This window comes from Promicromonospora noduliphila, assembly GCF_056951025.1.
In genome coordinates this window covers 1,257,471-1,281,494 of record NZ_CM167806.1, presented here as the reverse complement: position 1 = coordinate 1,281,494, position 24,024 = coordinate 1,257,471, and the positions used below count along the sequence as shown (strand labels likewise).

19 protein-coding genes are annotated in these 24,024 nt (G+C 68.2%); 6 read left to right on the top strand and 13 right to left on the bottom strand.

The annotated features are described in order from the left end of the window. Position 1 precedes the first annotated feature (1 nt). A complete protein-coding gene (locus tag AC0QU1_RS05585; RefSeq protein ID WP_483575015.1) occupies positions 2–283 on the bottom strand; it encodes an Rdx family protein in 282 nt (93 codons plus the stop codon). 751 nt (positions 284–1,034) lie between these two features. On the opposite strand from AC0QU1_RS05585, the gene AC0QU1_RS05580 reads away from it, so the two are divergent. The 6 genes from AC0QU1_RS05580 to AC0QU1_RS05555 all read left to right on the top strand — a co-directional run bounded on the left by AC0QU1_RS05580 (position 1,035) and on the right by AC0QU1_RS05555 (position 11,503). Further along, positions 1,035–2,417 (top strand): hypothetical protein, encoded by a 1,383-nt coding sequence (locus AC0QU1_RS05580; RefSeq protein WP_483575013.1) that lies wholly within the window; start codon positions 1,035–1,037, stop codon positions 2,415–2,417. Next, complete coding sequence (locus AC0QU1_RS05575) at positions 2,392–3,690, top strand: DNA-binding response regulator (RefSeq protein ID WP_483575011.1); 1,299 nt, start codon at positions 2,392–2,394, stop codon at positions 3,688–3,690. The genes AC0QU1_RS05580 and AC0QU1_RS05575 overlap by 26 nt, the downstream gene beginning before the upstream one ends. A gap of 316 nt (positions 3,691–4,006) precedes the next feature. Beyond that, positions 4,007–5,830: a hypothetical protein gene (locus tag AC0QU1_RS05570; RefSeq protein WP_483575009.1), complete on the top strand. Its 1,824-nt coding sequence runs from the start codon at positions 4,007–4,009 to the stop codon at positions 5,828–5,830. Between the two features lie 368 nt (positions 5,831–6,198). Beyond that, positions 6,199–8,826 (top strand): tetratricopeptide repeat protein, encoded by a 2,628-nt coding sequence (locus AC0QU1_RS05565; protein WP_483575007.1) that lies wholly within the window; start codon positions 6,199–6,201, stop codon positions 8,824–8,826. Positions 8,827–9,231: 405 nt separating this feature from the next. Then, positions 9,232–10,278: a helix-turn-helix domain-containing protein gene (locus tag AC0QU1_RS05560; RefSeq protein ID WP_483575005.1), complete on the top strand. Its 1,047-nt coding sequence runs from the start codon at positions 9,232–9,234 to the stop codon at positions 10,276–10,278. Between the two features lie 640 nt (positions 10,279–10,918). Next, positions 10,919–11,503: a hypothetical protein gene (locus tag AC0QU1_RS05555; protein ID WP_483616402.1), complete on the top strand. Its 585-nt coding sequence runs from the start codon at positions 10,919–10,921 to the stop codon at positions 11,501–11,503. A 301-nt stretch (positions 11,504–11,804) separates the two neighbouring features. On the opposite strand, the gene AC0QU1_RS05550 is transcribed toward AC0QU1_RS05555, so the two are convergent. From AC0QU1_RS05550 to AC0QU1_RS05495, 12 genes are all read right to left on the bottom strand, one after another. After that, positions 11,805–12,359 (bottom strand): hypothetical protein, encoded by a 555-nt coding sequence (locus tag AC0QU1_RS05550; protein ID WP_483575001.1) that lies wholly within the window; start codon positions 12,357–12,359, stop codon positions 11,805–11,807. Next, positions 12,356–13,372 (bottom strand): hypothetical protein, encoded by a 1,017-nt coding sequence (locus AC0QU1_RS05545; protein ID WP_483574999.1) that lies wholly within the window; start codon positions 13,370–13,372, stop codon positions 12,356–12,358. Before AC0QU1_RS05545 ends, AC0QU1_RS05550 begins: the two co-directional genes overlap by 4 nt. A 69-nt stretch (positions 13,373–13,441) precedes the next feature. Further along, on the bottom strand, positions 13,442–13,702 hold the full coding sequence (locus tag AC0QU1_RS05540) for a hypothetical protein (RefSeq protein WP_483574998.1): 261 nt from the start codon (positions 13,700–13,702) through the stop codon (positions 13,442–13,444). 80 nt (positions 13,703–13,782) lie between these two features. Next, positions 13,783–14,604: a hypothetical protein gene (locus AC0QU1_RS05535; protein WP_483574996.1), complete on the bottom strand. Its 822-nt coding sequence runs from the start codon at positions 14,602–14,604 to the stop codon at positions 13,783–13,785. Then, positions 14,601–17,594, bottom strand: a complete 2,994-nt coding sequence (locus AC0QU1_RS05530) for an FtsK/SpoIIIE domain-containing protein (RefSeq protein WP_483574994.1) — start codon at positions 17,592–17,594, stop codon at positions 14,601–14,603. The genes AC0QU1_RS05535 and AC0QU1_RS05530 overlap by 4 nt, the downstream gene beginning before the upstream one ends. Before the next feature lie 264 nt (positions 17,595–17,858). Beyond that, positions 17,859–18,923, bottom strand: coding sequence for a non-hydrolyzing UDP-N-acetylglucosamine 2-epimerase (gene wecB / locus AC0QU1_RS05525; protein ID WP_483574993.1), 1,065 nt, complete (start codon positions 18,921–18,923; stop codon positions 17,859–17,861). Positions 18,924–18,931: 8 nt separating this feature from the next. Further along, a complete protein-coding gene (locus AC0QU1_RS05520) occupies positions 18,932–19,582 on the bottom strand; it encodes an NUDIX hydrolase (protein ID WP_483574991.1) in 651 nt (216 codons plus the stop codon). Further along, positions 19,573–20,370, bottom strand: coding sequence for a sugar phosphate nucleotidyltransferase (locus tag AC0QU1_RS05515; protein ID WP_483574990.1), 798 nt, complete (start codon positions 20,368–20,370; stop codon positions 19,573–19,575). The genes AC0QU1_RS05520 and AC0QU1_RS05515 overlap by 10 nt, the downstream gene beginning before the upstream one ends. Next, entirely contained in the window at positions 20,370–21,494 is a 1,125-nt protein-coding gene (locus AC0QU1_RS05510; RefSeq protein WP_483574988.1) for a hypothetical protein, read from the bottom strand. Before AC0QU1_RS05510 ends, AC0QU1_RS05515 begins: the two co-directional genes overlap by 1 nt. Next, positions 21,491–22,285 carry a hypothetical protein gene (locus AC0QU1_RS05505; protein WP_483574986.1) on the bottom strand — a complete coding sequence of 265 codons (795 nt, stop codon included), beginning with the start codon at positions 22,283–22,285 and terminating at the stop codon, positions 21,491–21,493. Before AC0QU1_RS05505 ends, AC0QU1_RS05510 begins: the two co-directional genes overlap by 4 nt. Beyond that, positions 22,282–22,830: a hypothetical protein gene (locus AC0QU1_RS05500; RefSeq protein WP_483574984.1), complete on the bottom strand. Its 549-nt coding sequence runs from the start codon at positions 22,828–22,830 to the stop codon at positions 22,282–22,284. The genes AC0QU1_RS05505 and AC0QU1_RS05500 overlap by 4 nt, the downstream gene beginning before the upstream one ends. After that, a complete protein-coding gene (locus tag AC0QU1_RS05495) occupies positions 22,827–24,014 on the bottom strand; it encodes a radical SAM family protein (protein ID WP_483574982.1) in 1,188 nt (395 codons plus the stop codon). The genes AC0QU1_RS05500 and AC0QU1_RS05495 overlap by 4 nt, the downstream gene beginning before the upstream one ends. Positions 24,015–24,024: the final 10 nt, after the last annotated feature.

Sequence of the window (24,024 nt, the reverse complement as noted above, 5' to 3'; positions counted from 1 at the left end):
GTCAGTCCACGTTCTCGGTGTGGCCCAACGACCGGCCCGGGGCGATGATGTCGCGCACACGGCGCTTGAGCTCGGTGATCTCGGGGAAGCCGCCGTCACGCTTACGGTTCCAGACCTTCTCGTCGTCGACGTCGATGCGGAACACCCCGCCAGTCGATGGAACCAGAGCTACCTCACCGATCTCGTCGGAGAAGGTCTGCAGCAGCTCCCCGGCGAACCATTGCGCACGCAACTGCCAGCGGCACTGGGTGCAGTAGGTGATCACGATGCGCGGTGCGGGCATGTGGCCACTGTGCCACGCGCCATCACCGCCACGCGCCATCACCCACCCGGCACCCGTCCCGCTTCCACGCAACTCGCCCGGCCGAGCGTGTCACGGACGTGTTCATGACATCGGTACAATCGGCCCCGACGGCGCGCACGCCTCCCGTATCTCAGCATGGGCTGTGTGTGGGCGATGAGAAGTCCCAGTTCTCGCCCAACGACCCTTCGATGCCCGTGAACCCGCGGATCCGGCGGAGTACCGTCTGGCGCTGTGCCATCTACGTGCCACTCTCGCTGAAGTCCGGTCCGTTCTGCCCCCGGGACCGGACCGATCGAGACCATGATAGGCGTGCATAGCGTCGCCCGCGCCATAGCACGACGCACTCGGAGACGGTAGGCCGGCAGCCGGATCGTCGTCTGCAGCGCCACATGCGAAGCTCTCCCATCAAGTCTGGCCCCCTGGGTGCGACGGTTGTCCAAGAAGCTGGAGGTGTGGTCGAGTACCGACCGGTCGTGAGTATCTGCGCCAGCGGGTACCCCGGCCCGACCAAATCGGCAGTTCCCGCATGTGGACCGCCGTCACCTGGGCGAGCCAGTCGGCGAGTCCGGCCTCAACCGGAAGACCCATCCTCCAGTACCGGACGCCGACGTAAACTAGGCAAGCGACGTCTCGTTGCGGCGAGCGCTGGATCGAGTTTGTCTCCGCGATGCAGGTCTCTCCTGGGTCGGACTCGGGTTCCGCTCTGTTAGCGCCCCCGGCCTTCGGGTGGATGAACCTCCGTGCTGCCCTGGATTGGGGAGTTATGACTAATAGCCCCGCCACGTCGGCGTCGACGCTGGCGAGTAGTCCACGACTTGGGCGTGCCCTGTTCCACGTCCACCAACAGGCACGAGTCATCGCTGACCCGATAATAAAGGCGAAGCTCGCCCAACTCATTGCGGCTGGCGAAGCGATGGGCTATGCCGTCACCCTCAAGGACCACAAGGTCCTCACTGGTGCGATGGCGCTCGAGTTCGCCGCCCAGTCAGGCATCGGTCAGCAGCGGCTCATGACTGAGGTGCTCCCCAAACTGAAAGAGGCCGATCTCGTCACCTACACGCTGGACGTGGCTACCGCCACAATCTCCACGGTCGAAGAGTTCGTCGGCCTCTCGGGGCGCATCATCGACCAAGCGATGAAGGTCACCGAGAAGTACATGCCCACGGACATCGAGTTGGCGGTCCTGCACTGCACCGAGCTGGCGAGTTGGGCACCGCTGACCATGGGCCAGCACGCGGAGCAACTTCACGAGCGCGGGTTCATCGACCAGGTGATTGACGAGGCGATGACACTCACTATCGCCGCCGGAGTCAATCAGCGTGTGAGGTCAGCAGACCTCGGCGAGTACGTCATCTACAACCCAAACGTCTGGTCAGCCCACCACATATCAATCGCCGCATTCCTCAAAGGCCTGCCACCGGCCGAGCGAGACTCTCTACTCGGGTTGTGCGAGCAGGCCGCGAATAGTCCTGGCCTGGTTCTGAACTCGTATAGCGACTTTCAGCCCGCGATGTTGTCGTCGGCGCGCAAGGTCGGACTCCTCCAGGCCGCCAGTGTGAAGAGTGGCGTCGCCAGCGGCAAGCAGACGTACGTGTTCTCACCGCTGCTGGAATCGGAGGACGACAAGCTCCAGACCACTGAGGTCCTCCACCACCGAAAGATGTTTGTCGCTCACATTCTCTACGGGCATGAGAAGGCCGTCCTTGGCCGAGGTCGCATTCTCGATCCGCGGGTCCTCGTGCGGGCGCTTCTGCGCAGGGGCAGCGTGGGGCCGGCCTCGAACATTTCATCGGACTATTACCTTCTAGAGGCCAACGGCATCGTTGCGGTGCGGCACTCCGATGAAGCGCCCGGCCGGGCCTATCTTGACCTGGTGAAGAAGGAGATCGTCGAAGGCGGCCTCGGCTGGATCGAAGCCTCTTATAGCAACGGGAACGGCACTGGCGCAGACCTCAACGTGCTCAAGCCTCCGACCCACTGGACGTCCCCAGAGGCAGATCGAGTCCATCTGCCAGACTACGGCGCAGCTATGGAGATTGCAGAGTCCGCGATCCTGAGGCTCCGCGAAGCCCGGAAGGAGGCGGCGAGTGCAGCCCGACGCGACAACCCCTGATCCAAGCGACGACGGAGTCCTCTTCGAGGACACCTCGTCCGTCGTGTCGAAGAAGACGACAACTCCAAGCCGTTCGGGTCAGCGCCCTCGGGAGGCGACCGCGCCCAGCGCGCCGACGATCAGGAGAGCCAGCTCAGCTGAACGCGCCGTCGATCCTGGTGACGAACTCGAGATACGGCTTGCACGGATGCAGTTCTTCAAGGGTGCCTACACTCGGCGTGGCATTAACCTTGAGCGGCATTTTCATCCCGAGCCGCTCCTCGTCACGGACCTCGATCTGCTGTCGTTCGACGTCACGGCGCGCCTTACCTTGTCCAAGACCATCGGGGAGGCGAAGAGCGGCACCGGAAGGAACGCGCCCAAGCCCCTTGATCGAGCCATCTGGATCGCGGGTCTCAAGCAACTTGTCGATGCCGACGGCGCCATCGTCGTCACAGCGCTTCGCCCTTCCGCCCGCGTGCGTGACACGGTTCGCAGCCTCGGTGTCACCGCCTTTAGCGTGGACGAACTCGACCGGTGGGAGAAGGCGCATCTCGCTGCTGAGCTCGCAGATGTGGGCGCCCAAGGCCTTGGTGCGTTCATCGCCGATGCTCGCACCCGCAAAGCGGTGAAGGACGAACCGCTCCTTGAGCGCATCTACTGGTTCCTCAGGTCGGAGGTCTGGTTCCTCGACGCCTGGCAGGCCACCAAGCGCCTGATCGGCGCCTTGGCCGAGCTGCGTCCTCACTGGACCCCCGAGATCGAAGATGACCAGGCTGCCGCTCTGCGCTGGATGTACGCCGAAGCGCTCTCAATCTTGAGCCTTCAACTTGTTGTAATTGTCGGCCGTTACCAAGCTTCCGACCACCGCGGCTGGCAGACGCTCGCCACCGACCATCTGGCCGAGGGCACGATCCCGACCAACAACCAACGGGCCCTCGCCGAAGCGTTCGACAAGTACCTTGCCCACATCCTCGGAGAACTCAAAGCACCACCCACCATGAGCGTCGAAACCATGGGTGCGTTCTACCCGACCCCACCGGAGTGGGCTGAGGGGTTCATCGAACTCGTCACGCGGCTCGAAGCGTTCACCGGCCTAGCCGAGCTCCCCCGGCAGACCGACCTGGTCATCACGGAGCGTCTCGTTCGCCGCCGCCACGTGGCGAGGGACGCACTCGCGGCGGTCAGCAGCCGTGACCCTGAGGAGTTCGCCCGGATGCGCCGCCAGATCGCCGCATTCCTCCGCGGCGCCGTCAAACTTCCCGAAGCGGTCGACAAGGCTCTCACCACCTAACTGCACGACGAGCTCGCTCGCCGAGCAGATCGACATCGACGACCGGTTCGTGACCCTGAAGCCGACGAATCTCGACCTCGACGACTCGCCGGCGCCTTTCACCATCTGCGGCTTCTCGTGGGCGAGCCCCACGGCGCCAGGCACGGGTAGCGTCCCCAGTCATCCTCGCAGCGGTCACAAACGGTCGCCGTCAGAAGCAGTCACTAGTCGAGCGCTGTCGCCATACTGATGCCCACGACCGCGTGGCAGTCGGCCGAGGAGACCATCGTCCCGTGGTCAGGCAATAGAACGCTTGTGGAGATCTAGGAGCATCGCCGTGAGTTTCAGATGGGATCGGATCGAGAACCAGTCCGACTTCGATGCCGCCGTCGAGCTGCTCCTGACCGCTGAGTGGTCCGACCGGGCACAGCGAGCATGGGCACCAGACGGACGCGGAGGCGACGGCGGGCGTGACTTCGTCGTTGAGTTAGCGCCCGACGCCCCGGAACCTTTGAGGATCTTCCAACTCAAGTTTTACCGCGATGGGTTCCGCACCAGCCGACAGTCCCGCCGTCGGAAGGTGAGCGAGTCGTTCGATCGGGCCCTTGAGCACGAGCCGGACCTCTGGTCGCTCGTTGTTCCAGCGAAACTGACGCCTGGCGACTACGAGTTTGTGCAAGATCTGGCTGAGCGGGCACGAGCAGCAGGAGCGAAGGTCCCCCGGATCACGGTTGTGGACCTGAACAGTCTGAAGCACTTGACCGCCCGAAACCCTGAGGTCGAGCGGTACCTCGAACGCGACGCGGTGATGGAAGCGCTCGATAAGTATCAGCACTTGCAGTCAGTTCTGCCACGAGATGCGGAGGACGTGAGAGCCCGTACCGAGATCATTGTCTCGCAGGGCTCGGACCTAGATTCAGACTGGGCGATGGACATCTTCACTCTCAACGGGAAGGCACACCCCATCCCCCGTCTGAAACCGAGCGCACGCCCTGGAACCTCGATCGGGCTCAATATCACTTTGTCCGGGACCGACCTGACGACCGATCAGGCTGCTGCCATCGAACGCTCGCTCGGTTACGGATCAGGTGAAACGGTATCGATCCCTCAGGGCGCCATCGCATCGCTTGAACCGGTAGGAGGGCCGAGCTGGTGGAAGCCGCAAGATGAACTCGGAGATCTCCTGCTCGTGCCGGCGGATCAACCCACGCCGGATGCGGTACTCACGCTCGATCTCCTCACGGAAAGCGGAACTGTCGAAAGTTTCGAGGGCCGAGTCAAACACCTCGGCGCACAGATACTCGGGACCAGTCTGACCGCCGATTTCCTTGGAGGCGTCAACTTGCAGATTCTGATGCCGCGGAATCGCCAAACTCCCGGGAAGATGCACGCCACGGTGGACATCCACAGGCTCAGCCCCGCGGATGCCCGTGACAGCCTGCGCATGTACAGGCTGCTCTTGTCGGCCGCGTACGACATCCGGGTCACGCTTAATGACGCCTCGTTCATTGCCCGACCTGATGCTGGTGCGGCCTCGCATCCAGACCCGTCGATGCTTGTGCTTGAGCAATTTGCTGATGACTTCGACGCGCTGCTGAGCCACATGGGAAAGCGTCGGTTGATGCCCGCGGAGATCCCTGCCCTCGATCGAGCGCTCGCTCGCATGGCGCGGATCGTGCTCGACGGTTCCTGTGCGCTGCTTCCTCCACAAGCAACGTTCAGCGGCACCGTCGAGACCGGAGACGACCCGACGCACCTGAGCCAGCTGCGCGACCAGCTTGAGCAGCCACGCACAGTGGTTATCCGCCGCGACCCTGTGGGCGTCAGGATCTGCGGGGTCGACATCAGCCTGGGGCCAGTAATCGTGTACGGGCCCGAGGTAAGCGTTCGCGATGCCGACCGCCTGCTTGCACTACTGGAACGCGGGCAGGTAGATGGTGAAAAGATCACGCTCGAGCCCTCAATCAGACACGGATGGCGCATTGCGCCACTCGGATTCGACGACGAGGTGACAGACCACCAGCTCCTGAACCCGCGCCCTTGGGCTGGCGTCGATCTCCCAGAACACCCCGCCCTAGCTCAAACTCAAGCGTCCTACTTCTCCGATGGCGCAGCTGCGGGCGGTGCTGATCCCGGGCCTGCGCGCGACGACACAGACTGAGGGGAGCCACAAGGAACGTGCGCTTGCCCCCAGGCCGCAACTGACCTGGGGTCACCCCTCCTGCCCCCCGAGGACATGTGGGTGGCTAGCTTGACCGGACCTGACCGACGGCGATCGGGTCGACGGCCTGCTCGGGTCGATGCCCGAGCCCCACCTGGCCCCGGTCAAGGTCGGCGTCGCGGTGGGCAACGTCCAAAACGACAGCCCGGATCTGGTCCACCCCGTCGCCCGATCCTCTGCCCGGGTACCCACTCCGCCGCCAAAGCCGTCGAGAAGACAGGGCGAGTCTATGAATTTTCAAGAAGATTCCGTGACGGAGTCGTGTCGCTTTCGTTGCCTTCTGTGCCGGTTTGGCGTACCCATGTTGTATGGGGGATTTGCGAGTCCGGCCGTGGTGGTGGCTGGTCGCCGGCGGTGTAGCCATCGTCGGTGCCGCGGTGGTCGCGGTGGCGGATGGCAGCCCGTGGATCGTCGTGCTCGGCTCGGTGGCCGCCCTGCTGGCCCCGGGGTTTCCGTATGTCGCGCGGTGGTGGCAGGAGCGTGAAGCCCGGCGGGTCGCCCGGTTACTGGTGGTCGAGTCCTCGGTCGTGCTGCGCCAGGAGGGAGGGCCGTCCAGCCTGCTGGCGCCGGATCGCCAGGTGGTCCCGTTCCAGGGCCGGACCGGCGAGCTGGACGCCCTGATCCGCTGGTGCCACGGCGAGGGGTCACCGGTGCGTTTGGTGACCGGGCCAGGCGGGATCGGCAAGAGCCGTCTGGCCGCCGAGCTCAAGGACCGCATGGCCCGGCAGGGGTGGGAGTGCGTCGCGGTCGGTGAGGAGCAGGAGGCCACCGTCCTGGGCAAGGCCCGCGAGGCCACCGAGGGGCCGGTGTTGTTGATCGTGGACTATGCCGATACCCGGCACGAGCTGGACGACCTGGTCCGGCAGGTGGCCGCCGACCCGGACGGGGTGCGGGTGCTGCTGCTGGCGCGCAGCGCCGGGGAGTGGTGGCAGCGACTCAAGGCCGGTGGCCCACAGGTCCGCGAGATCCTCCAGGCCGCCTACGACGGCACCGACCTACCCCTACGCGTCGACGCCGAGGTCTCCGACCAGCAGATCGTGGCCGACGCCGCGGCCGCGTTCGCCCGCCAGCTCGGCATCCCCGCCCCCGAGGTCCGGCTCAGTGAGCGGGGCCGGGGCCGGATCCTGGACCTGCACGCCGCCAGCCTGGTCGCGGTCCTACGCGCGCAACGCACCACCACGGCCACCAGGGGCACGGTGAGTGGGTCGGGCGGGCCGGTGGCGGTGGATGCGATCGATGTGCTGACCGATCTGCTGCGGCATGAGCAGCGGCACTGGATCGGCACCGCCGAGCACGCCGGCCTGCTGCACGGCCCGGACGGGCTCACCGTGGAGCTGCTGCGTCAGGTGGTCGCCGCGGTCTACCTGTCACCACCCGCCGACGAAAACGAGGCTCGCGCCCTGCTGGCCCGCGTGGACCCGACGGCCGCCACGACGAAGGTGTTGCGGTGGTTGCGGGACTTGTACCCGGCGCGCAGTGAGCAGTGGGTCGGGACCCTGCAACCGGACCGCATGGCCGAGCTCCACCTGGTGGCCGAGCTGACCGCCTCCCCCACTCTGGCCACCGCGCTACTGGGCGACCTGGACGGGCGCAGCGCGAGGCACGCGGTCGCGGTCCTGGCCCGGGCGGTGGCCGACCACTTCGCCGACCAGGACGTCCGCGCCCGCGCTCTCCGGTTGCTCGACCAGGCCATCACCGCCCTACCCGACGACCTGGACCTGCTGCGGTCGGTGTCCGCGGTCATCCCCTACCCCTCGGAAGTCCTGACCCCGTCCGACCTGACCGTGCTGCACCGCATCCTGGACCTGACCGACCCCACCGACACCGCCGCGCGCTCGTGGGTGCTGCACGACATCGCGATGCGCCTGTACCGCATGGGACGGCTCGCCCAGGCCATCGAGCCGCTGACCGAGGCCATCGAGGCCCGCCGCGCTTTGGCTCGGGCCGAGCCCGGGCGGCACGAGACTCAGCTGGCTGCGTCCCTGCGCTACTTGGGCGTCGTGCTGTCCGAGCTTGGCCGCGCGCACGACGCCCTTCCGCCGACGCTGGAAGCCGTGCAGATCCAGCAGCACCTGGCCGCCACCGACCGCCCGAACCACCTGCGCTACCTGGCCCGCACCCTGTGCGACCTGGGCACCCGCTACCACGAAGCAGGCCTGCCCCACCAGGCCATCGCACCCTTGCGCGAGTCGGTGCAGATCAACGAGCACCTGGTCACGATCGAGCCCGAACGCACCAGCGCGCACCTGGCCCGCTCGCTGATGAACCTCGCCATCGCCCAGAACATGCTCGGCCACCCCGACCAGGCCCTGCCCTCCATCCGGCAAGCCGTCCAGATCCGCCGCGTCCTGGCCCGGGACAACCCCGACGGCGACCTGGCCTTCCTGGCCCGGGCGCTGACCGAGCTCAGCTCCTGCCTGGTCAACAACCACCAGCCCGAACAGGCCATCGAACCCGGCCAGGAGTCGGTCGAGCTGCGCCGCCGGCTGGCCGAGGCCAACCCCGAACGCCACACCGCCGACCTGGCCCGCTCCCTACGCCAGACCGCGCACGCCCACCGCGACAGCGGCAACACCACCGACGCCACCGCGGCCTACCAGGAAGCGATCACCATCGAACGCGACCTGCACGCCGAACACCCGAGCCACGCCAGATCCACCGCCCTGGCCGAATCCCTCACCGGCCTGGCCGCCCTCCGCCTCTCCCAAGACCGGCCTCACGACGCGCTCCGGCTCGTCCAGGAAGCGATACGGGTGATCGACTGGCGCACCACCGAGACGGCACCCGAGCCCGAGGGCCTGCTACCCACCGCACGGGCCGTCGTGGGCATCCTGTTCACCGCGGCCGACGTCATGCAAGCCACCGGTCAGCCAGGCACAGCGGACGACCTCAGGGCGGAAGCCACGGCCCTGCATGCGCTTCTGCGAGCAGACTGACGCTCGACGACCACACACTGGGGTGCGCTGGCTCATGGGCTGGGCGATGGGAGCGGCTCGTTCATGTGGCAGACGGCAGGTCATCGTCCGGTCGCCCCTCGTCGTCGACCAGGTTGCCGGCGGGTCGGCCGCGCCGTCCGACGACGAAGCCAACCCGCCGATGAAGAAGATGCGTCGAACCATGGCGGGCTGTCAGTCGATCCCGCGTCGCCCGTCACGCTGAGCGTGTCTGGCGGGCCGGTCCGCCTGATTCGTTTCAGTCGAAGGACTTTGCGTGACGAGGTGAAATGTCCGTGTCTAGCCTGATTGTCGTCCAGGCTCCTCCCAGGTTTCCGACATGAAGGTGTGGTGGCGATGGCTGGGAGCTCGGTTCACACCGGGGGGCGAGGTGGCAAGGTCGCAGCGGTGACGGCGGGTGTGCTGCTCGCTGCGAGGGCCAGGAACCTGTCCCAGGTCGAGCGGATGCTCGCCGGGCGTGCCGACACGTCCGGCTCGTGCGGGTCCGACTCGACGCTGTGGCGGACTCTGGACTCTATCGACCAGCGGACCATCAAGCGCCTGTCGCGGGCTCGAGAAGAGGCTAGGGAGGCCTTTGTGTTCAAGCATTCGGTGTTGTTGGGAGAGGTCTCGGTGTGGCAGGCGACGCTGCCCACCGAGACCTTGCGGCAGGTCCCGAACCTGGACTGCCCGTCGGTCCCGGCGGCCTACCAGGTGTCTTTCCTGCTCAATGGGAGTGTGGCGGTCGATCTGGGGGGTCGTGAGGTCGTGTATGGCACGTACGACCTGCACACCAACGATCCCGAACGGCCGCGCACGATCCGGACGGGGTCGGACGAGGAGACCATCAGGACCGTCGGCGTCGAGGTGCCCAAGGCGCTGGTGCCGTTGCCGCGCCGGCACGTCGCGCGGGCGCTCGGCCGGCCGGTGTCAGGTCGGGAGGGGATTGGCGCGTTGTTGAGTGGATTCCTCATCCGCCTGGTCACGGACACCGGCTCCTACCAGCCCGCGGACCGCCCCAGGCTCGGGGTGGTCCTGTCCGAGTTGGTGGCGGCGCTGTTCGCGCACACCCTCGACGCCGAACGCGCCCTGCCGACCCAGACGCGTCAGGACACCCTGAGGATGCAGATTCGGGCGTTCATCCGGCAGCATCTGCACGACCCGCACCTCAGCCCGCCAGTCATCGCCGGCGCGCATCACATCTCCACCAGCTATCTGCACCGTCTCTTCCAGGACGACGACGGTGTCACAGTCTCGGCATGGATCCGCCAGCAGCGCCTGGACCTGGCGCGCCGCGACCTGACCGATCCCGCGCAGCGCACAACGCCGATCCACGACATCGCCACCCGCTGGGGTTTCACTGAGCACGCGGCCTTCACCCGCGCCTTCCGCACTGCGTTCGGCATCGCACCCCGCGACTGCCGTGCACAAGACCACGCACACGTCACGCAGTAGGCGCACACTCCTACCCCCGCACGCCCTGTGTGGGAAGAAGCCCAGACGAACGCCACTCGTATTACAGGGCTGGTCCGTGGATCGCGCTGTGGCCGCCGTGAAAGGCGCGTTCACAGCACGACGATCGCCGCGAACACGCCTCTCACAGCGGCTTCCAGCCCTGCCATCGTCATGAACGACACCGAGCCGCACCACGACGCGCTGGCCTGATCACGAGCACCCTGGGCGAAGCCAGGCGGCTGTTCGCCACCCCGACCACGACGACCTCCAGGACGATCGAGCAGATCCTGGCCTGGTCGCGGTGGCGACGACGCAACCAGCACCGCGCCCAACGAGCCCACCACCAACACGCGAAGGCACCAGCACCGCAGCCACCGACCCGATCTACGGCCGTAGCAGTAGACGGATCGTCAAAAAGCTGTGGACTCTCCGTCAAGGAATTCCGGACAGCGGACCGATACCGTCGGCAGAGGCAGCGGCCAACGGCCAACGGCCACCTTTGCGAACACGTGCGCTCTGGCTTGGAATTCCGGCCTGGAATTCCATGGAACTTGAATGCCGCTGCCAACATGTCAATTGACACGAGAGGGGATTCGACAGAATGTTCCATGCAATTACTCGGCGTGCCGGTGTCGTAGCCATGACGCTCGCTATGATCGCCACACCAGTGACTGCCGGATTGGCTCAGGCCGCGTCAGCGCCTTCACCGGCCACCGGGCCGCTCGCAGCAGAGATCGCGGCCCAGCTGGAGCTCGTCCCCGGCGGCGTGCAGGTCAGCGACAACGCGATCGCGTGGCAGGGGGGAGATGTCGTGATGGTTTTCCCCGATCCTGGGGAGGAACGTGCGCCCGCCGGGCTCGGTCGCAATGTGCAGCACGACCAGCTACGCGCCGTCGGTGCCGAGTGGCTGGCCGCCGAGGTGGGCGTCAACGATGTGGAAGGTTGTCCGTCCGGCGAGGGCATCAAGGATGCTTACTGCTTCTATACGGACCGCGATTTTGGGGGGCGTCGACTTCAGTTCTTCGAAACGTGCTCGGATCGTGCCGAGGACTGGAGATTCGGCAACCAGACCACTTCGTGGGTAACCACCGACATCGACAAGTCGATTCGCGCGTACGACTCCAAGGGAGGGCCTCTGCTGTGGGCCGAACACGAGAACGAAAAGGATTCGTACGTCGGCAATGCTAACAACGACCGAATGTCATTCTGGGACTGTGTCGCATAGCCGCCAAGATAATGGAGAAACTCGGCGAGTGATGGACGTGATCAGTTAATATCCCGCGCATTTTTTCCCAACCGTGGGCCGGTCGCAGACCGCATGGCGACCGGCTCACCGTCATCGATGCGTTCGGCGCTCAGTCATCGCCCTGGTGACGCGGCACCTCCATGTAAAGGTCATACCCACAGCACCGCAGGGGTCACTGACACTCTTGGCTGGGTGACCACGCGACCGACCAGACATACCCCCGTTGCAGTTCCGGCAGCTCGTCCACGGAGCGGCAGTACGAGATTGGAGCCTCTATGGGTCAGGAGATGTGGGCCGGGGCGTGGTGCCCGGCGACCTCGTATGCCGAGGGGCCTGGATCGGCCAGCGCAACCCAGTCCCCGAACTCGGGGTAGTCGAGCCAGTACGCTTTCGACGCCTTCCCGCTGAACTCCGACTCCAGGGTCTGCGAGGTGAGCCGGTCCCGGATTTCGATGTCGCCGCTGCCGTCGGGCCGGATCATTGCTTCCGCGCGGATTGCGGCGTCCTTCTGTGCCCAGCGCTGAGTCGTATCCGTGTATTTCCAGTCGTAGGTGAGCCAACGCCAAAGCCTTCCGTCGACCTGATCCCAGTCGACCATGTGCCATACGTTCATCTGTTCGTCGAAGAACTGGACGCGAACACCCGATTGACCTACACCAATCACCCACCGTGGCCTGGGTGTTCCGTCATCGTCACGCTCGACCGCGTCGACGACTTCGAGGTCTTGTACACCGTAGTACTCCCGGGCCGTCGCGTCGTCGAGCCACTCGTGGTCCGCCACCGGGCGCCGTGTGATCCCGTTCCACCGGGTTGTGTACAGCACGTCCTGGGTCATGGCAGGTCTCCTGCGTCTGGGTGTGTCTCGTACGGCTGGATGAACACGAACCGATCCTCAGCGTACCTGGCAACATTGTCCGGAATCGGCTTGTTCTGTAGCGGGACGCCGAGGACCATCCGTCCTTCGAGCGGGCGTCCGATCTCGCGCCGCCGCATCTCGCCCGCCCCGACCCGCGACCTGGTGCCCTTCGTATCGGCGATCCTGAGGTTCACCTGGTTCGGGTTGTACTTGGTCAGGATCTCGTCGATGTACCGTTTCGCGGTCTCGAAGGTGACCTCGGCGAGCTGGACGTGCTTGAGGGAGACGACGTCGTCGTCGCCGAGCGCGTCGAGCCGGTACTGGCGCTCGGTGGTGCCGCTGGTGTTGGTCTTGTTGATGTAGAGCTCGGTGGTGCGGAAGTGGTGGGCGGTGGCGTGGTTGAACCACATCCCGCGCAGGAAGGCTCGCTGGTAGGCGGCGATGTCGTCGCGGGTGGCGTTGGCCGCGAACCAGCGGGCTTTGGTCAGGTGGTCGGTGCCGCGCGGGTAGGTCGCGAACAGGCGCCTCCAGGACTCCTTCTCCTCGGCTTTGGCATGGTCGATCTGTTCCTGGATCACCTCGTCCAGCAGGGCGGAGACCTGTGCGGGCGGGAGCCGGTCGGGGTGCGCAGCCAGAATCTTGTCCCGCAGCCCGGGGTCGACGATCCGCGCGCCGGTGGCGGTGTCGGTCACGGTCTGCTCGGCCCACGCGCGGGCGTAGGCGCCGGAGACCCGCACCTGGTCGTAGGTGGTGGTCAGGCTGACCACGGCGCCCTGCAGGAGCGCGGTCAGGTGGTCCAGGGAGGACTCGATCACCTGACCGCCTTGTTCGAGCAGTTCGGCCTTGACCGCGGCTTCGGAGGCCGCGACGGATCCGAGTAGGTTCGCATCGTCCTGCGTGGCCTGGGCCAGCTCGGCGAGCAGTTGCAGGTCGGTGTCGGTCTGCTGGTAGAACTCCAGGAGGTCGGTGGCGATGCGTTGCAGCCGGGACATCACCACGAACCCTCACCCCTCCTGTTCCCCTGACGTCCGCCCCCTCGAGCGGCGTGCGTTGGTGGTCAGTCAGATCTGGTTGACGTACTGGTCGCCCGTGCGGGCAGCCTCCAGCAGGGAGGTGACGGTCTGCTCGGTGGACTTCACGGCCGCGGACAGGGACGCGATGACCTCGCGGTCCGCCTGTGTCGCGGTCCCGCCGATCAGTTCCTGGATCTGGTCGATCTGCTCGGTGAGCTTGGCCTGGTACCCGGTCAGGCTGTTGGCGGTGTTCTGCGCGTTGCTCACGACCTGCGACACCGCGGTCTTCAGGTCCTCAACCTTCGACATTCCCCTACCCCCTCGTCATGGCCCGACAGGATCGGGCCTGCTCGCACCTGCGTGGATCTTGCTGTGCTCGGTCTGGTCGTTCACTGCCGCGGTCCGGTGGGTCCGCTCGTAGTCGGTGTGACCCGGGTGGCGCGGACCATGCCGGTCCTGGCGGTCAGGATCACGGCCACCAGGGCACCGGCGAGTAGGACGATCGTGGACATCACCGGCCCGGTCAGCGCCGCGATCCCGACCAGGACACCGACGGTGATGCCGCCGGCCAGCGCGGTGGCCGGCCAGCCGCGGGCCCGGGCCGGCCACGCCGTACAGAACGCGATCACCCCGCCAGCGGCCTGGACGTACCAGGCCGCACCCAGCAGCGCCAGCGCCCCGGCGGCGACCACCGCACCTGCCAGGACGACCGTGGTGGCGATCCATCGGGCCGTGGCGGCGGCGCGGCGGTGGCGGGCTTGGTCGAGCTCGAGGCGTGCTTCGCGCAGCTGGTGGGTCAGGCTGTCCATCACGGTCAGTGCCTCGCGGGCGGTCTGCACCGGCAGTTGGTCGCTGCCGGAGCCGGCGCCGTCGGGCGAGACACGAGCGTCGGACAGGATCTGGGCGACCTCGGCCTCGAACGGCCCGGTCCGTTCCTCGACCAGGGCACGGTCGGCCCGGGCCTGGTCGACCTCGGACCTGGCCTGGGCCATGGCCGCCTGAGCTTCGTGCGCCGCGGTGGCGGTCTCCTGGAGGGCGGCAGCCTGGGCGCGGGCCAGCTCGGTCACCGCCTCCCGGTAGGCATCCCACAACCGCGACACCTCCCCCTGGCCAGCGCCGGCCGCGGGCGCGGTAGTTCGGACCTGGTTGGCCGGGCCGCCGGCGTCCTGGTCACGCCCGGGTGTCGCCCACGGGTTCTGGTTCGTGGTCACCGGGACACTCCCGTCTGCCCGCCAGCCGGGCGGAGGTAGCGGACCAGTTGCTCGGCCTCCGGCGCGGTCAGTGGTGCGAACGGGACGGCGAGCACCGGTTCGACGCCGAGACCGTCCCAGACCAGGCACCGGGCCGGGTCGGACGCCCAGCGCAGCAGCGGCTGCCCCAGGGCGGACCGGACACCGTCCTGGGGATGCTTGAGGAACACGTACGCGCTGATGCTGGAGCGTTTGAAGCCCAGCTGCTCGGTGATCACGTGCAGCCGGTTCCACCACGCGAAGGTCACCACCCCCTGGCCGGGGCCGTGCTTGAGGACGTCGTCCAGCGCGCTGGCCGGGCTCTCCATCAGGCCCTCGGGGTTCTGCGTCATCCCGGCCACGGCATGCAGCCCGAACCCCAGCACCAACAACGGGCCCCGGCCGTCCGCCTGGACCTGGCGGTCGCGGATCTGGTCCCGCAGGGCGAAGATCCGCGCAGTGATGGAGTCGTGCGAGGTCACGTGGTCCACCGAGCAGCCCGCCGCGAACAGCACCTCCGTCAGGGCCCGTTTGCCCTCCACCGTGGCCGGGTCGGTCGCGGTGGCGTCCAGCAGCAGCACCCGTGACGCCGGGCCCGGGCTCGCGGTCGTCCCGGTCGCTTGGGCGGTGTGGGCCAGGACGGTGGAGACGGTCAGGCCGGTCATCACCCCGAGGGCGTCCAGGGGCCCGTCGCCGACGATGAACACCCCGGCACCGGGCTCGTTCCGCACCGGGATCGTCGCGGGCTGCTCGGTCACCGCGACCGGCAGGCCCGCCCACGCCAACGGGGCCCCCGTGCCATCACGCCCGGGTGGCAGGGCGTTCAGGGTCGTGGGTAGGTTCGCCGGCTCGGCCAGATGAAACACCCTCGGCGCTGGCAGGCTGTGGCCGCCGGCACGCTCCCACAGCTCGCGGCGCAGGTCGGCCAGGGTGTCCGGGTCGGCGTAAGCGACCTGGACCTGCCGGTTGTCGGCCAGGGTGCCGTAGTTGTCGTTCAGGATCGCCTGCCCCCGAAACGGCAGACCGGCCGCGGCGGTGTTGCCGGGGGCGAGCACGACCTGGGAGTCGCTGCTGGTGGTCTTCAACGCGACACGCACCGGCACCTGCCCGAAGATCGCCTCCCGCTTGGCAGCCAGCCTCGGCACCCCGTCCAACGTCTGGCTCGACAACACCACGTGCACGCCATAGCTGCGCGCAATCCGCGCCTGGCGCTCCAGCAGCGCCAGGGCCTCGGCGGCCAGGTCATCCTCACCGTCCAGCAGGACCTGGAACTCGTCCAGCACGAACAAGATCCGCGGCGGCCGGGGCAATCCGGCCAGACCCTCCGGCGGGATCTGCGCGATGTCGGTGACGTCCATCTGCTTGAAGACCTGTGAGCGGGCCACCAGCTCCTGGTTCAGGTGCCGCAGCACCGCGACCCCGAACGTACGGTCGGCGTGGATCCCCAGCACCTTCGCATGCGGCAGGAACACCTCACGGCCCGGTCCCGGGCCCAGCCGGGAGAACTCGACCCCGTGCTTCATGTCGACCAGATACATCTCCAGATCCTGGGGCGAGTACCGCACGGCCAGGTTCTGGATCAGGGTGAGCAGCAGGTTGGACTTGCCCTGCCCGACCGCACCCGCCACCAGCAGGTGCGGCAACGGCGGATTCTGCGACCGCAACCGCACCACCGCGGGGTCAGCGTCGGCGAACCCGATCGTCGCCTCCAGGCCACCGCCCTGCTCGATCGGCACCCACCACTCCTCACGTGGTGGCAGGGTCTCGGTGACGTCGATCGTGGGCAGCTCAGCCCTACTGGTGCGGTCCACGACGTCACGGCACACCGCCTCCGTCTCGACCACCTGGGCGTCGGGCTCCACCGCCACCTCGGGCAGGTCCTCGGCCCACAACCCGTCCTCGCCGGCGACCACCGTGGACAACAGGCCCAGCAGCTCGTCCGGGTCCACCCCCGGAGCGGGCGGCGCGGTCGGGTCGAACGTGACCAACAGGCTGATCCCCCGCTCCCGGCCCGACCGGGCCAACCGGACCAGGTCCGCCTGCGTGGCCGTGTCGATCCCGCGCGGGTAGTCCAGCACCACCAGCACCCGGTGCGCGTCGGCTGAACGCGACCGTGACCGCAGGGCGTCGAACGAGGTCAGCCCGGCCTGCGCCATCCGGTGCGCCCGCATCGAGGACACCTCCCCCAGACCCGCCAACACCGGCCGCAACCCTGCCGTGTCGTGCACCGGGCGGGACACCACCTGCCCGAACCGGGCCGTGACCGCCCCCAGCACGCCCATCACCCCGGTGACTTGCGGGTCGAACGTGTCCACCTGCACCCCGAACGGCTCCGACGCTGCCACCACCCGCAGCACCGCCTGCTGCACCACCCGCAAACACACCAACCAGTCCCCCGCCAGCTCCCCGGCCAGGTCTCCCGGCGCGGCCCCTGGTGCCTCGCCACCACTCGGGACCGATCCCGCCGGTGCGTTGTTGGACGCCGCCGCGGACTCGAGGTCCGGGATGTCGGTCGGGTCGTCGTTCGGGACCGCGGCGGACGGCAGGAGGGCCCAGCCGTCGGTACCTAGGAGAGGCAGCACCACCGGAATCTCCGTGCCAGCGACGGTGCCGACGCGCACCAGCCCCGTCCACCGCGTGCCGGCGGCCAGGTCGCCGTGGCGCCAACCGTCGTCGTCTGGGGCCAGGCCGGCCGCGCCCGGGGCGAGCACGCTGGACTGGTCGACCAGGCCAGGACCCAGCCTGGCGGCCAGCGCGTCCGCCTCCCGCTGGACGGGCGAGCCGGCGTCAGGGTCGTGGGTCCGCTGTGCTGCCGCCAGCCGCGCCACCGCCGCGGACTCCTCACCGGCGGCCACCGACCGGGCATCCACCACCAGACGACGCGCCGCACCGGCCAGGGCCCGCATCCGCTCCTCGACCCGTCGCGGCGACTCCACCACATCCCCCGACACGGCTTCCGCCCGGTCACTCATACGAACCAGCCCCCGCCCGAGACGACACACGATCCGACCGGCCCAAGGCTCCCACACACCGCCCAGGCCGTCGACGGACTCGGCCACCAGACCAACGCGCCGCCCGGGGTCGGACGGGTAATGACCTCGGTGTCGTGGCACTGGCCACGAGCCTGCCCCGTCTCCTGGACGCGTGGCGAACGTCGAGGTCGGCGTGCCGTCCAGGGCGGTGTGGCTGGCGCGGTGCGGGGAATGCTGGGCGGTCGTGGGCTGGGCGGTCGGGTGTCATGGGCTGAATCGGGTGCGGATGATCTGTATGACGCGGTCGCTGGCGGTGCCGTCTCCGAAGGGTGTGGGGCGGTTCGACAGGTCGGCGGCGATGGTGTCCGCGTCGTGGATCCAGGTCGTGATGACGTCGGGGATTCGTCCGGTGTCAGGGGTTGTCCTGCTTCCGAATGCCTCGGCTTCGGGTCGTTCGTTGCTGCGTCGCACGACGAGAATCGGCCGTTTCAGGATGGTCGCTTCTTCCTGTATCCCTCCGGAGTCGGTGACCAGGCCGGCGGCGTTGGCGATCAGCGTCAGCAGGGTTGGGTAGTCCAGCGGAGGGGTCTGGACCAGGTGCGCAGCCAGGGTGCCGAGCCCGTTGCTCGTGACCTGTCGTCGGGTCCGTGGGTGCAGTGGGAAGACGACGGGGATGGGCGATTCGGTGAGCTGTCGCAGGATCGTGGTGAGGTGGACGGGGTTGTCGGTGTTCTCGGGCCGGTGGATGGTCGCCAGGACGAAACGGCCGGGCACCAGGCCGAACCGGGCCAGGATCTCGGCTTGTGCAAGGGGGGCTGGCAGTGCCGCGGTCGCTGCTTCGACGACGGTGTTGCCGGTGACGTCGATCCGCTCGAGCGGGATGCGTTCGGCCAGGAGGTTCTTGAGGGCGAGTTCGGTCGGGGCGCAGCACAGGTCGGCGAGATGGTCGATCAGGACCCGGTGGTGCTCTTCGGGCATCTGGCGGTCGAAGCTACGCAGACCGGCTTCGAGGTGCACCAGTGGGGTGCTGGTGCAGTTTGCAGCCAGGGCGCCGGCCAGGGCTGAAGTGGTGTCGCCCTGGACCAGGACGGCGTCGGGGTGGTGCTGGTCGAAGACCTTGTCCAGGGCGCTGACCATCTCGCCGAGCTGGTGACCGCGGCTGGTGCCGTTCGTGGAGGTGAGGTTGATGTCGGGGTTGATCGGGCCGCTCATGCCGGTGCTGAAGTGCTGCCCGGTGTGTACGACCAGGGCCTGATGGCCGAGGCGTTCGGTCACCGGGGCGAGCTTGATGGCTTCGGGGCGTGTGCCCACCACGACGGCGATCTGCATGCGAGCGCCTACCAGAACAGGTGGGTGCGCCCGCCGGCGCAGTACCGGTCGGCGGTGACAAACAGGCGCAGGTAGAGCTGGTCGAGCCGGAGGTAGTTGGGGACCAGGTCGCTGCGGGCCAGGGTCCCCTCGCTGTAGACCAGGCCGTCCTCGGTCCGGGTCGCGTACCGTGCGGGTGCGTCGTCGATGCTGCCTTCGGCCAGGGCGATCGCGTCGGCCAGGGTGAGGTCGACCAGGCCTGATACTTCGGCGTCGGAAAGCGGGATCTGGTCGAACGACAGGTCCAGGGGCAGCAGGTGCCAGTGCTGGAACTCGCGCTCGAGGTAGTCGGGTGCCAGGGTGACGGCGGTCTGCCGCAGGCCGATGGGGTGCAGGTCGCCGTACGTGACGGGTAGGCCGAGCTCTTCGTGGATCTCGCGCACGCCGTCGGGGATGGTCTCTCCGGCGTGGTAGTGGCCGCCGGTGGTGATGTCGGCGTAGTCGGGCCGGTCGAAGCTGTACCGGCCGGGTGTCTTCTTCTGCAGGATCACACGCCGGGTGGCCGGCGTGATGGCCAGGGCGGAGAACGTGCGATGCCAGTGGCCCTGCGCATGGGCGGCCTTCTTGTCCAGCACCCCGGTGTGTTCGTAGCGGTCGTTGAAGATGTCGATCAGAGCCATGGTGTGCTGGTGTCCTCACTCGTGCGGGAAGGCTGGGGCGCGCGCCAGTAGGTCTGGAGCGCTTCGAAGTATCGGTGCGGGTCGCCCACGGTGACCCACTGGCCGGTGATGCGGTGCACCCGTACGTCTGCGGTCCGCGCGAGTCGGCCGACGGCGATCCCGAGGTCGACTTCACCGCGGGCCCGGTCGCTGGGTACCAGCAGATCAAAAATGGAGGGCCGCAGGACGAGGCGGGAGATCACCGCGAGCGGCTCGGTCACGGTGGCCGGGTCGGGTCGTTGCCGGATCCCGGTGACCTGGTCGGGGTGGTGCGGGTCGGTGTCCACGACGCCGAACGAGGCGATGTCGGCCCGGTCGATGACCTGGGCGGCGATCACGGCGTCGGCGCCGTCGTCGGCCAGAGCGCGCATGGCGGCCAGGTCGGTACCGCCCAGCAGGACGTCGTCACCGAAGGCGACACCGAACGATGCGGCGGTGCCGGTCAGGGTGTCTCGCAGGGTCAGCAAGCCCGCGCCGTTGCCGTATCCGTGGTCGGGGTCTTCCGGTACCGCCCGGACCGGTATCCCGTCACCGCGCAGGATGTCCAGGTAGGCGGGGACGACGACGTCGTCGGGTCGGGTGGCGACGACGATTTTCGTCGCCCCGGCCCGAAGGCATTCGGTGATGACGTGCTCGATCGCGGGGATGTGCCCGATGGGCAGCATCTCCTTGGGCACGATCGTGCTGAACGGGCGAAACCGGGTGGCATGCCCTGCTGCGGTGACCACCGCGGTCCAGTCGGTGCCCATCACCAGCTCCCGTTCACGACGTCGCCGAGGACCTGCGTGAGCTGGTCGATCGGGTTGCGTACGCCGAAGCTGACCTCGAGGCACGGCGCGACCGTGGCCAGGTGGTCGGTGACCTGGTTCGCCTGCTGCCTCAAGGTGTCGTCGGTGCGGGAGCGGGGCACGACCCAGGGCTGGACCCAGAACTCGTCGCGTGGCGTGAAGCAGCTGGCGGCCAGAACGGTCCGAGCTTCCTGCGTGGACAGCTCGCGGATGCGGCATGGCTGGTCGCCGTCGCGCAGGCGGGGGACCAGGATCAGGTCGACGTGTGAGCGTGCGAGCAGCGGGGCGCCGAACGCGGTGGCGAACTGCCGGGCCGTGAAGGCGTACTTGGTGGTCGCGGCGAACCCGGCCGGTAGCCCGGCCAGGTCGGCGCCGACGGCGCGCCGCAGCTGGGGGAACGCCTCGATCGTGCCTCGCCCGGTGGGCACCGGGAGCGGCACCGCGACGATGCGCCCGTCGTGGTCGGCCACCAGCCGGTCGTTGGACAGCAGGCCGGCGCCGGGCCGGCTCAGCAGGGCAGCGGTCGTGGTGGTCTTACCGGCGGCGCGGGGGCCGCAGATCATCACCCCCCTCCCGGCGGCCTCGATCCCGGCGGCGTGGAAGACCACCCCGCCGGCGTCCTCATAGGTGCGCAGCATGGCCTCCCGGACCAGCCGGATCGGGTACCGGTGAGCGTGTGGACCGTCGCTGTCGAGGAACAGGTCGATCTCGCGGTCCCGGACGGCCACGGCGTAGCCGCCCGGCCGCTGCTCCACCTGGTCGGTTGCGATCGTGTAGCAGCGGCGCCCGTCGGGAAGAAGCGCCTGGTTCAGTACCAGCCCCGGCACGGGCTCCACGGTACTGGTGGGCCGCGATCGTCCGACGAGGTCGACGACCTGCCGCAACGAGGCCATGTCGATATGCACGCGCAGGCTGAAGCCCGGCAGGTCGTGGTCCCCTGGCGGCGGTGTGAGGTACTGGGCCAGGAATTCGTGTTGGCCGGTCAGCCATGTCTGTGGTGCCGTGATGGTGAACGGCACGTCGCCCGCATGAACCACCACGGTGGAGGGGCCGGTCCTGGTGGAGGCGCTGACTGAGGGTTTCATGGCAGGTCCAGCTCCTTCATGACGCGCTGGACGTGCGTGACCCGGCCGACTCGTTGGGCCTCCGACAGGTGCGCGAACTGCAGGACCGAGGTCCAGGCGAAGTAGTCCAGGGCCACGCCGAGCTCGACCTGCCCGGCCACGGCGCCCAGGGCAAGCACTGCCCGCGTGCGGAACCACGAAACGGGGAACCGGAAATCCGCTGTGCCACCTGGGGGCGGGGGTGGCAGTGCCCGTGAGAGTCGGTCGTGCTCGCTGGGGGTGACGACGGCACCCGCGTCAAGCAGGGCACGCCCGGCGTACCCGATCAGCGCGTCGAGCGTCACCGATGTCTCGAAGCACAGGGCGTCGAACAGCACCTCGAACAGGTCAGACGGTTCGAGCCGTGCGCCGGCCACCAGGGGCGGGAGCACGTCGAGGAGCACGACCTGGTCGCCCGTCAGGCAGAAGTTGGCCAGGTTGGTATCGAGGCGGGCGTCGGTGGGCTCCAGGGCCCGCACGATCCTGGCGATCTCCAGGACCGCGTCGATGAACCTCGGTACGTCGAGCACGACGGTCCGGTCGGACAGCACGGGACCCTCGACCCACCGGTGCCGGACTGTCAACGGATCCTCGGCCACCACGACAAGGCCCGGGGGCAGGGTCACATCGGCCGCCTGCAGCGTGGCTATGTACCTGTTCAGGCCGGTGGCACCAATGCTCTGCGCGGCCGCGATGAACCGGGGCCCGGCCGGGTGCTGCCCGCTCATCCGCTTGATCACGTCCTGCCCGACGCGCTGCACGGGGCCGCTCACGAGCCGGCTCCCTGGGCATTGAGGAACGTGTCGGCGTCCTGGACCATGGCACCGAACGCGTCCATCAGGTCCAGGCCGAGCTGGTCGGCCAGCGCGCCGCAAGCCATGGTCGCGGCCGCGCTCGCGACGGCGATCGAGGGTGGCTCCCCGGTCGGGTGGTGTCTCAGGCCGTCGTGCACCATCGCGGCTTCGGCCAGGCGGCCCGCCGCGACCAGCAGCCGCAGGAACAACTCGGCCTCGTCGCCAGTGGGGCGCACGGGGTCCAGGGCCGTGGGCTCGGTGCCTGCCAGGACGGGCACGCTCAGTGCTGCGAGCAGAACGTCGGCCAGCTCGTCGCCCGGGTCGGTGATCGGCCGGTCGGGGTCGTCCAGGTCCGTGGTATCGGTGCCCGAACGGTGCAGCAGGCAGTGCGCAAGATGCCCCATCTGGACACTGAGCTCGGCCGCGGCAGTACTGGCGGTCCAGGGCTGGGGTGCAGTGTGCGCGAAGCCGGTCCGCAGCCGGCGTACCTGCACCAGGGTCATGTGCAGCTCGGTGGGGGTCATCGGTCACCGCCGATGACCAGCGGGAGCGCGCCGGCGGTACCGCTGCTCCAGTAGGGATCGTTCTCCTGCCGGGCCACGTGCACCTGGGCGGACAGGTCGTGCGTCAGCGCGGCAGTGACGTTGGTCGGCAAGCTCACGCTGATCGCTATTTCCCGGCGGGCCCGGTCCAGGGTGAACGCCACCTCGGGGTAGCCACGGACGGCCAGAGCTGTGCGGACCTTGTCCTCGGTCAGGGCAGGGCGCAGCCGGATATCGGCCGCGCACCGGGCGCGCTGCCCGGGCGGGCAGTGGTTGCGTGACGTGCACACCGGCGTGCCGAAGACCCCGAACCGGTCCACCTCGTCCAGCACGTAGGCCAGGGCGCACGAGTTGGTGTGGAACAGCGGGTAGTCGTCGCGGGTCTGCCCGGTCTGGTGGATGAAATCCCAGAACGGTTGCGGGTAGACGCCCTCGGCGCTGGTGACGCCGTCGGTCGTGGCCAGCTCGGGCCACAGGCCGGCCAGACGGTGCTGCGCGGCAGGCTCGACCTTCAGCCCTGCCGCGACCGAGCAGCGGGCGTAGGTGGCCGCCCAGTCGAAGACCGCCTCCATGGTGCTGGTCGTGGCCGACTCCGGGAACGCGGGCCGCCAGTAGTGCACGATCGGCACGCCCGCGGCGGCGAGCCGAGGGAAGTTCTCCTTCAGCTCGTGGTGCCGGATGCCGCGCTCGATGTCCCGGTCCAGACCGGAGTAGCTCAAGTACACGATGATCCGCAGCCCGGCACGACGCGCTGCAGTGATCGCCTCGAGCGTGTCATCGGGGATCCGGCACTTGGTGATCAGGACGACCGGGTTGGGCACCTGCTGCTCGACCAGCACCCCGAGCAGTTCGGCAAGGTGCGCGCGCGACGCGGGCAGCGCCATCACATCGGTCCAGGTGTACAGCGCCACGGCCCGGTCGGGCGCGTAGTAGGTCGAGGCCTTGAACAGCCGCACCGTCTCGGCCGGGTCGGCAAGGTGCTCCGGCCGGACCGCGGTCTGCCCGCGCTCATTCAGGAAGCAGTAGGCGCACGACTTCGGGCATCCCTGGATCGGGTTCACCGCGATCCAGGTCGCGTGCTGATCGACCACCGGCGTCCGAACACGACGCACGTGCTCGACGCTGCGCTCTCCAGCGCGGCGACGCGGATTGCTTGGCATCGTCATGGAACTGACC